We start from the raw sequence: 9,083 nt of genomic DNA, 5'->3' as shown, positions 1-9,083 counted from the left end.
CACGCCATAGCGGGTGACAGCCCCGTATGCGAAAGTGAGACTTCAGGACTCGAGTAGGGCGGAACACGTGTAATTCTGTCTGAACATAGGGGGACCACCCTCTAAGCCTAAATACTCGTATGCGACCGATAGTGAACTAGTACCGTGAGGGAAAGGTGAAAAGCACCCCGATGAGGGGAGTGAAACAGTACCTGAAACGGATTGCCTACAAGCAGTAGGAGGGCTCATGTGGCCTGACTGCGTACCTTTTGTATAATGGGTCTGTGACTTAATGTATCAAGCAAGCTTAAGCCGTTAGGTGTAGGCGCAGCGAAAGCGAGTCTGAATAGGGCGCCAGAGTTTGATGTATTAGACCCGAAACCCGGCGATCTAGGCATGACCAGGATGAAGGTGCAGTAACATGCACTGGAGGTCCGAACCGATTAACGTTGAAAAGTTACCGGATGAGTTGTGTTTAGGGGTGAAAGGCCAATCAAGCCGGGAAATAGCTGGTTCTCCGCGAAAACTATTTAGGTAGTGCCTCGGATGGACACCGCAGGGGGTAGAGCACTGGATGGATGCGGGGGTCGCGAGACCTACCAACTCTAACCAAACTCCGAATACCTGCGAGTGATATCCGGGAGACAGACGGCGGGTGCTAAGGTCCGTCGTCGAAAGGGAAACAGCCCTGACCTACAGCTAAGGTCCCCAAGTCATCACTAAGTGGGAAAGCATGTGGAACTTCCAAAACAACCAGGAGGTTGGCTTAGAAGCAGCCATCCTTTAAAGAAAGCGTAACAGCTCACTGGTCTAAACAAGAGGTTCTGCGGCGAAGATGTAACGGGGCTAAAGTGATGCACCGAAGCTTAGGGTGTGCAGCAATGCACGCGGTAGCGGAGCGTTCCGTAAGCCTGTGAAGCGATCTGGTAATGGGTCGTGGAGGTATCGGAAGTGCGAATGCAGACATGAGTAGCGATAAAGAGGGTGAGATGCCCTCTCGCCGAAAGACCAAGGGTTCCTGCGCAAGGCTAATCCGCGCAGGGTGAGCCGGCCCCTAAGACGAGCCCGAAGGGGGTAGTCGATGGGAACCACGTTAATATTCGTGGGCCTGGTGGTGTGTGACGGATCTCGTGTGTTGTTCTCCCTTATTGGATTGGGAGGGCTTCGAAGAGGTTCCAGGAAATAGCCCCACCGTATAGACCGTACCCGAAACCGACACAGGTGGTCAGGTAGAGTATACCAAGGCGCTTGAGAGAAGTGTCCTGAAGGAACTCGGCAAATTGCCTCCGTACCTTCGGAAGAAGGAGGCCCTCACTGAGCGCAAGCTTTTTGAGGGGGCACAGGCCAGGGGGTAGCGACTGTTTAGCAAAAACACAGGGCTCTGCTAAGTCGGCTTCAAGACGACGTATAGGGCCTGACGCCTGCCCGGTGCCTGAAGGTTAAGTGGAGTGGTGCAAGCTGCGAAATGAAGCCCAGGTAAACGGCGGCCGTAACTATAACGGTCCTAAGGTAGCGAAATTCCTTGTCGGGTAAGTTCCGACCTGCACGAATGGCGTAACGACTTCCCCACTGTCTCCAGGACATGCTCAGCGAAATTGAATTCTCCGTGAAGATGCGGAGTACCCGCGGTTAGACGGAAAGACCCCGTGCACCTTTACTGCAGCTTCAGAGTGGCATTAGGAAAGAACTGTGTAGCATAGGTGGGAGGCTTTGAAGCGTTGGCGCCAGCTGACGTGGAGCCATAGGTGAAATACCACCCTGTTGTTTTCTGATGTCTAACCCAGATCCATGAAACTGGATCGGGGACCCTCTGTGGCGGGTAGTTTGACTGGGGCGGTCGCCTCCTAAAGAGTAACGGAGGCGCGCGATGGTGGGCTCAGGACGGTTGGAAACCGTCTGTTAGAGTGCAATGGCATAAGCCCGCCTGACTGCGAGACTGACAAGTCGAGCAGAGACGAAAGTCGGTCATAGTGATCCGGTGGTCCCTCGTGGAAGGGCCATCGCTCAACGGATAAAAGGTACGCCGGGGATAACAGGCTGATAACCCCCAAGAGCTCATATCGACGGGGTTGTTTGGCACCTCGATGTCGGCTCATCACATCCTGGGGCTGGAGCAGGTCCCAAGGGTTTGGCTGTTCGCCAATTAAAGTGGTACGTGAGCTGGGTTCAGAACGTCGCGAGACAGTTTGGTCCCTATCTGCCGTGGGCGTCGAAATTTGAGAGGAGTTGACCCTAGTACGAGAGGACCGGGTTGAACATACCTCTGGTGTACCTGTCGTTCTGCCAAGAGCGCAGCAGGGTAGCTATGTATGGACGGGATAACCGCTGAAAGCATCTAAGCGGGAAGCCTCCCTCGAGATAAGATTTCATAGAGCCGTCGGAGACCACGACGTTGATAGATCGGATGTAGAAGTGCGGTAACGCATGGAGCTAACCGATACTAATTGCTCTATTTGCGCTTGAGAGTCCCACCATCAACGACAGCACTGGGTGACCAGCGTGCATCGGACGATGGCTGCGGATGATTAAGCTCACGCCTAATAAACAACTACCATGCCTTCACTGCATAAACGTGCATCGATTTTACAAGAACATCTTGCCGCTCACCGGCTTCATTGCTTGGTGGCTATAGCGTCAGTGCCCCACCCGATCCCATCCCGAACTCGGCCGTGAAACCTGACTGCGCCGATGGTACTATCGCTCAAGCGATGGAAGAGTAGGTCGTCGCCAGGCATTGTAGCCGGTGAGCAGCAAAGATCACTTCAAAGAACCCATTCACATGTCACCTACCCTCGTTCCAACTCGGAACCGTCGCGGGGTGGAGCAGCCCGGTAGCTCGTCAGGCTCATAACCTGAAGGTCACAGGTTCAAATCCTGTCCCCGCAACCAAACCACAATCAACCAAGCCGTTTCAGGATATCCCGAGGCGGTTTTTTTGTGTCTTTTTTCCATAGCTTAAGCCTGTTCCAGAGCCCCCAAACACGTCCCATCCTAGCCCCTGAAATGCCACAACGTCGATTTGCAATCGGGGGTATTTTGGGGGGTATGTCTGTCGGACACCGACGGAGTACCCCCCAATGGCCCTGAAAGAACTCGAAGCGCGATACGCCACGAAGCGCGGCAAGGATTACAAGCTCGCTGACGGGGAGGGGCTTTACCTGCTCGTCCGGCCCAACGGCTCGAAGCTCTGGCGCTTCAAGTACCGCTATGCCGGCAAGGAGAAGCTGCTCTCGTTCGGGGCCTACCCGAAGATCAGTCTGGCTGATGCGCGGCTGCGCCGCGCCGAGGCCAGGGTCGCGCTGGGGCAGGGAACGGATCCGGGTGCCAGGGACAAGCCAGCCGCCGTCACGACGTTCGAGCAGGCAGCGCGCGCATGGCACGCCAACCGAGTTGCGTCGCTCGATGCCGGTCATGCCTCGCGGTTGCTGACCCGACTGGAGAACGATGCGTTCCCGGTGCTTGGGTCGTCCGACCTGCGGTCGGTCACCAGTGCGGAGGTGCTGGCGATGGTGCGCCGGGTCGAGGCGCGCGGCGCGCTCGATGTCAGCCGGCGCCTCAAACAGCATGTCAGCCAGATCTACCGCTTTGCGATCCCGCAAGGCTGGGCCGAGCGCGATCCGGCCGAGCATCTGACCGATCTGTTGAAACCCAAGCCGCGCACGAAACATATGGCACGGGTCGGGGCCGACGAGCTGCCCGCGCTGGTTCGGGCGATCGATCGCTATGATGGCGACGAGACGCCGAAGCGCCGCGCGATCACGCGCGCTGCGTTGATGTTCACGCTCCTCACCTGGGCACGCACCAACGAAACTCGTCTCGCACGCTGGGACGAGTTCGAGGGGCTGGACGGTCCTGAACCGCTCTGGCGCGTGCCGGCATCGCGGATGAAAATGGAGTGCGAGCATCTCGTGCCGCTGGCGCCGCAGGTCGTGGCGTTGCTGGCCGGCGTCCGCGAGCACGGTCGGGGCGACTATGTGTTCGCCGGCGACAAGCCCGGGCAGCCGATCTCGCAGAACACCATGATCTATGGCTGCTACCGCATGGGTTATCGCGGCCGGCAGACCGTGCACGGGTTCCGCGGGATCGCCTCGACCTGGGCTAACGAAGCGGAATGCTATCGGCCCGACTGGATCGAGCTCGCCCTTGCCCATGTCGAGCGCGACGAGGTACGCGGGGCTTATAACAGCGCGCTGTATCTGACGCCGCGCAGGCGCATGCTGGCGGCCTGGGCTGAGGATATCGACAGGATGGTGGCGTCAGGTGCCACCCACACTACAGCCAAAGACGATACTGTGGCAAAAGCCGAATGGGCTGTGTTAACGTAATCCGAGAGACAAGCGGACGCTCGTCTCATCGTAGAGTTCGCGGGTCTACTGTCGGCGACCCTGCAGGCGATTGGCGACGAGAACCGCCACCGTGAGGGAGGTGCTAATGCCGCCTAAGACGATTGAGCTCGCGCTGGACGGGAAATTATACGCGACCAAGGCGACGAAAATCAAAAATGACGAATCCGGAAAAGAACCGGTCATCGCGCGTCTTTATCGGATGCCTCGGCTGGTGGTTCCGGTATGACCTCCAGGGCCGTCTCGATTTTATAACAGTCGCCGGCGAGCCACAGCGAGATTGGGACCATCGGCAAGTCGTGTCCGAGGTCGTTTGCCTCGTAACGCCGGGTCTCGATGTGAGCCATGCCGACCCGCATCCTCGCCCGGTCGCCTCGCATCCGCTTCTCAAAGAGGGCTAGGAGGCAGCCGATCGAAAGACTCTTGCTTGATAGTGGCGATATTATGAAGCGCGCACCGCCGAACAAGTGGAGGCTTTCCTCGTAGCGCTCCATCGCTTGGAGCAGGCTGCGGTAGAGCTGAAAGGGATTCCATTCAGTGGCGTAAATCATGTCGCGGGGTGCGACAGCCATGCGGTCGAAGACCAGCTCGCCGAGCTCGCGAATGATGTTGTCGCCACGACGGGGATCCACCGACTGGAGCGGGAGGACGGGACACACGTCGTCGGGACTTATGCGGGAATAAATCCTCTCAAGCTGGCCCACGACGTCCTCCGCGAGCACGGGGAACCAGACCTTCGGCCAGTCGTGTGACGCTTCTTCCTCGAGCCTGATACCGAGGCTGGGCAAGGGGGCGAGGTCTACGTCGACCTCGCGTTTTGAGATGCTCTGGTCGATGAGCGAGCTCTCCGCGTAGACTATGTGCAGGTTTACCGAGGCCGCCAGCGGGGACGGCTCCGCTGGTCGAACAAATGCGGCCAGAAGTTGGTTGAGGAGCGTGAGGTAGACGAGACGCGGAAGTGTGCTGATGTCGAGGACAACATCGGTGTAGCGGCCGTCGTTACGCGCGACGTCCGCAAAGAGGTGGGCGGTGGCCCTCGATATGTCCCGTATCCCGTCCGCGTCGGTGGGACTGAGATCGCGAATTTCCATACTTTCGCCCGGGAACAGCGCGCGAAGCCCGTCCTCATTGATTGTGCGGAGGCGCACCGCCTCTTCGTCGGTCTCGAAGCATTTCGCCATCTCGATGGCGATGCAGTGGCGGTCCACCTGTGGCCGCTGCTTCAGGATGAGGTTGAGCGAGAAGAGGGCACGAGGATCAAACCCGCGCCCTACTATGACAAGCACCTTACTATTGTCCGTCAGGTGGTCGCGCCAGAAGCCTTGAAAGCTGTCGTCGCGAAAGAGGTTGTACTGGCTCCACCACATGCGCTTGTCCCGAACTAAAGGATAGTCGGCGTGGCCGATGTCTGGTGCCAAGCCCGCAGCCTCGCGATCGACGTCGGCCTCCATCCGCCGGTATGGTAGACGAGGTCAAAATGAGCGCATAGCAATCGATTAAGATAGAGCACGGTCCACATCTTGCCGTCTTGCCGCAACTCACGAACCTCGAAAAGGTTTTGCGCGATGCAGGCACTAAGGATGCGCGCGGTCTCCTGATAGGGATTGCGCGGGTCGCCTGAGGCCCGGATGAGCGCCTCGCGGTCGACCGGCGTAATGCCAATTCCGGTCACGCCGGGAGCATAAGGGGCGTTGGGTGCGAAAGTCTGTTCGTGCGCGAGCTTGCCGATAGCCGTAATAACGCGCTGCGCCTTCGCGCCCATTGGGAACGCCCTTGAGATCTCTCTGAACCGCTTCTCAGCGAGCTTGCGCAGGGCGCGGTCCTGATCGAACGGAGTGACCGTGATTGGTCCCTCGCCTCGAGCGACCCTGGCGGCGTGGAGGTGCTCGTAAAGAACGGCGCAGATTTGCAAGAATTCTTCGACGTTGTAGGAGCTTAGACGGACCACACGGTCGATCCCGTAGAAGTAGGGCAGGCCGAATTCGGAACTGATAAATTTAAGGGCGGCTTGCGGGAGCTTGCTTGTCTCGCGGTTCTCGCGCTCTTCCATGGGGAGGGGCTCGAGGTCGAGTGTCGCTTGGATTCTGTTCTGATCGCGAGCGATCAAGATGTTGGTCTTAGACCATTCGAGCGCCTGGGCCAGCAGATCGAGGGCCGTCGTCTGTTCGGCAGCAGCGATCCACGTTGCGTAGCGGTCGGACGATCTGCCTAAGTGATGGGCGCGGTCTCGCAGTGTCGAGACTGCGGTGGCGAGGCGGCCTTCAAACGCGAGCGGGTCAAGGGTGGAGCCTAGATGGTCGCCGAAACCTTCCGGATCGTCGCGCATTTGGCGCATACGGCGATCGGCGATTCCCGTCACAAACGCAATGAAGCGCCGGTCAGACAGCGCCTGCCATCCGCGCTCGATTTGTACGACCTCGAAGTCGCGACTCTGGATAGCGTCGCTGAAGATTTCCGCGGACTCGAGCACGGCCGTTCGCTCGGCCAGCCAGACCGGCGCAGACGAGCGGTGATCGAGCAGCTCCCTATAGAGCATTGCACGCTGACCCGGTCGCAATCGCTGAACGTCGTCGAACATGACGATCGGACGCACGTCGCAAACCCGTCCCCCGATAGAAAAGCGGACTTGAGACAGCCAAGTCACGGCGTCGAAACTCAGGTGCACGGGGGTGTCCCGGTCGGGCATATCTATCTGGTCAAGGACCGTCAGCAGGCGCGTCTCCACCGCCTCAGCCCAAGCGCGAAGACCCTGGGTGCCAGAGCCTCGCGGTATGATGCCTGCATCCAACAGGCTTAAATCGTAATCGAGCTCGACGCGCGACAGATCAGTCTGATACGAAAGGCCGTTCAACATGCAGATTGAACGCAATGTGCGCAGGACAATGCGAGCATTGACTAGTGCGCGGAACATGCCCCTAGCAGTCGGGTCCTGCTCGGGCGGCTGTAATTCGGAATAACCATTAGTACATGGTATGAGGATGCCCATTGCCCTGACCCCGTTGCCGTCGATCGCACCGATTGCGTGCAGCTGGCGGTAGATTTCATCGTACGGTTGCCTCTGGGCGTTGCGGTGAACTTGCAGCATGGGGCCGGGCGTGAAGATCCTCAGAAGCGAGGTCTTGCCGCCGCCTGGAGACGACCGCAGCACCATTGCACTGGTCGCGAACAGATCCCGCGGCATAATTTCTAAGACCTCCGGCGCAAAATCGCGCGCGAACAGCTCGTCCGTTGAGGAAAGCTCGGACGTGCGGACGGCGAACGCGTTGCGGACCATCAGCCTGCCGCCTTATGCCGTACGATGCGGGGGAACAGTCCGCGCCCACCGTCGTCGCCCGATCCCCAGAGCAAATAGAGGCTGTTGTTGGGCGTGTTGTGTCCAAGGACTAGTGGTAGGGCGCAACCAGCGAAGCCTCTCTTCACGTCCTTCGTCCCGCCCTTTAGCTCATGCTTATCCAGCGGGGCAGTTCGGTAGTACCTGTCCTGATCGGCGAGGCGGAGGAACGGTTGGTCTGTAGGGTTGCCGTCGGTCACCTTAATTGCCTCGGGCAGTTGGTACACGGTGATGAGTTCCGGCACGGTCGGGATCACGTGTTCCGCACAGAATTCGGTCAGTCCCTGGCGGATATGAGCGGCGGCGTCAGCGGTGGCAACATATAGTACGACTGTCATCCGGTAACCGGCGTCGCAAAACAGGGCGGAAGCCTCGCCTCCCGTCCCAAACTGCTTAAGCGCCTTTGGGATTTTGCCCTTCCACTCGCCGTCAGGCTCCTTACGGATGTAGCTAATCCCGCTGGCGGTGAAGTCATCGATGAGGAAGACGCGACCAAAGAACGCTTTAGGGTAGACTTTGCGTAGGTCGCCGATCAGCCCCTCCGTCTTGGCCGAGCTGGGCTCGTAGGCTTGCCACACCTGCTCGTTGTCGAGGTTAGCAGAGCGGCGGAACACGTCCATCCGGGCCCCGTCGCTGAGGCCGAAGAACAGGCTGCACCGGAGCGACCGGCGGAAGGCGTCGCTCTGGGCGACAGCGCCGAGGTGGTGGGTAGCGAGGAAAAGTTCGCCGGCAGCTTCTCGTATGAGCAGTGGCTTGATGTGGTCGGCATACGCCGCCTCGACCAGATGTCGCATTTCAGATTCGGAGATGTAAACGAGCCTACCCTTGACGAATTCGTAGGCGTCCTCCCTCTGCGACGAGTCGAACTGCTCAAGCCACAAGCCGAGCGTCTCGACGAATTTACGACCTGGGCCGAACTGCTGATACTCGTCGTACTTGAAGTTGGCCATACGATCGAGGAGCGGCAGTTCCTCCGCAAGACGCTGCTGGTCCCAGTCCATTACCCGGCGCAGCAGTCTTTCCGCCAGAACCTTTTGCATCAGCTTTCTCAGACCAATCGGACCGCGCCGATGCGACATCGATCATTAGTGGATCGATCCGGCCTTCTCGCAAGGTTTCCGGAACTCTTCAACCATAGTAAGCAAGCGAGTGATTCTTTCAGCGTCCTCGGTCGATCCGTCCCAGAGGCGGGCGAGCGCAGACAAAGGCCCAGGTGGAATTTCGGCCATTGAATGCTCCTCACCCGCATTATTTTTTGCATAATACGATAATGCGATAAGTGCCGGTGTCCAGCGGGCCTGCCCTTCACTCAGCGCGCGGTGTGCTGCGGACTGTGAAACACCCGCGGCTCGAGCTAGGCGAGCCTCGCTCCAGTGGTGATTTTTCCGGAAGGAGACAATTAGCTCGACGGCCTCCCGCGCTCCATCGGC

4 protein-coding genes, 1 tRNA gene and 2 rRNA genes (1 of these 7 running past the window's edge) are annotated in these 9,083 nt (G+C 58.9%); 4 read left to right on the top strand and 3 right to left on the bottom strand.

The genetic code is table 11. From position 1 onward, the window contains the following. The 4 genes from U1738_RS14725 to U1738_RS14710 all read left to right on the top strand — a co-directional run. Nucleotides 1–2,443 (top strand): 23S ribosomal RNA (locus U1738_RS14725); it begins 349 nt to the left of the window's first position. Between the two features lie 154 nt (nucleotides 2,444–2,597). Continuing rightward, nucleotides 2,598–2,712, top strand: a 5S ribosomal RNA gene (rrf, locus tag U1738_RS14720). 79 nt (nucleotides 2,713–2,791) lie between these two features. Then, nucleotides 2,792–2,868, top strand: a tRNA-Met gene (locus tag U1738_RS14715). A gap of 188 nt (nucleotides 2,869–3,056) precedes the next feature. Beyond that, nucleotides 3,057–4,304: a tyrosine-type recombinase/integrase gene (locus tag U1738_RS14710; RefSeq protein ID WP_332789811.1), complete on the top strand. Its 1,248-nt coding sequence runs from the start codon at nucleotides 3,057–3,059 to the stop codon at nucleotides 4,302–4,304. A gap of 200 nt (nucleotides 4,305–4,504) precedes the next feature. Here U1738_RS14710 and U1738_RS14705 read toward each other — a convergent pair whose 3' ends face one another. From U1738_RS14705 to U1738_RS14695, 3 genes are read right to left on the bottom strand one after another with little or no spacing between them, the layout of a single operon-like run. Continuing rightward, nucleotides 4,505–5,773: a hypothetical protein gene (locus U1738_RS14705; RefSeq protein WP_332789810.1), complete on the bottom strand. Its 1,269-nt coding sequence runs from the start codon at nucleotides 5,771–5,773 to the stop codon at nucleotides 4,505–4,507. Further along, complete coding sequence (locus U1738_RS14700; protein ID WP_332789809.1) at nucleotides 5,704–7,596, bottom strand: ORC-CDC6 family AAA ATPase; 1,893 nt, start codon at nucleotides 7,594–7,596, stop codon at nucleotides 5,704–5,706. Before U1738_RS14700 ends, U1738_RS14705 begins: the two co-directional genes overlap by 70 nt. After that, on the bottom strand, nucleotides 7,596–8,693 hold the full coding sequence (locus tag U1738_RS14695; protein WP_332789808.1) for a phosphoribosyltransferase-like protein: 1,098 nt from the start codon (nucleotides 8,691–8,693) through the stop codon (nucleotides 7,596–7,598). Before U1738_RS14695 ends, U1738_RS14700 begins: the two co-directional genes overlap by 1 nt. Nucleotides 8,694–9,083: the final 390 nt, after the last annotated feature.

This window comes from Parasphingomonas caseinilytica (assembly GCF_036663755.1).
Classification (GTDB): domain Bacteria; phylum Pseudomonadota; class Alphaproteobacteria; order Sphingomonadales; family Sphingomonadaceae; genus Sphingomonas.
Note: the sequence above shows the minus strand (reverse complement) of the source record. Positions and strands in the feature narration are given on the sequence as shown.

Coding starts and splice junctions, on each gene's coding strand:
- U1738_RS14705 (WP_332789810.1), bottom strand. CDS start 5,773: ATGGAGGCCGACGTCGATCGCGAGGCTGCGGGCTTGGCACCAGACATC.
- U1738_RS14710 (WP_332789811.1), top strand. CDS start 3,057: ATGGCCCTGAAAGAACTCGAAGCGCGATACGCCACGAAGCGCGGCAAG.
- U1738_RS14700 (WP_332789809.1), bottom strand. CDS start 7,596: ATGGTCCGCAACGCGTTCGCCGTCCGCACGTCCGAGCTTTCCTCAACG.
- U1738_RS14695 (WP_332789808.1), bottom strand. CDS start 8,693: ATGCAAAAGGTTCTGGCGGAAAGACTGCTGCGCCGGGTAATGGACTGG.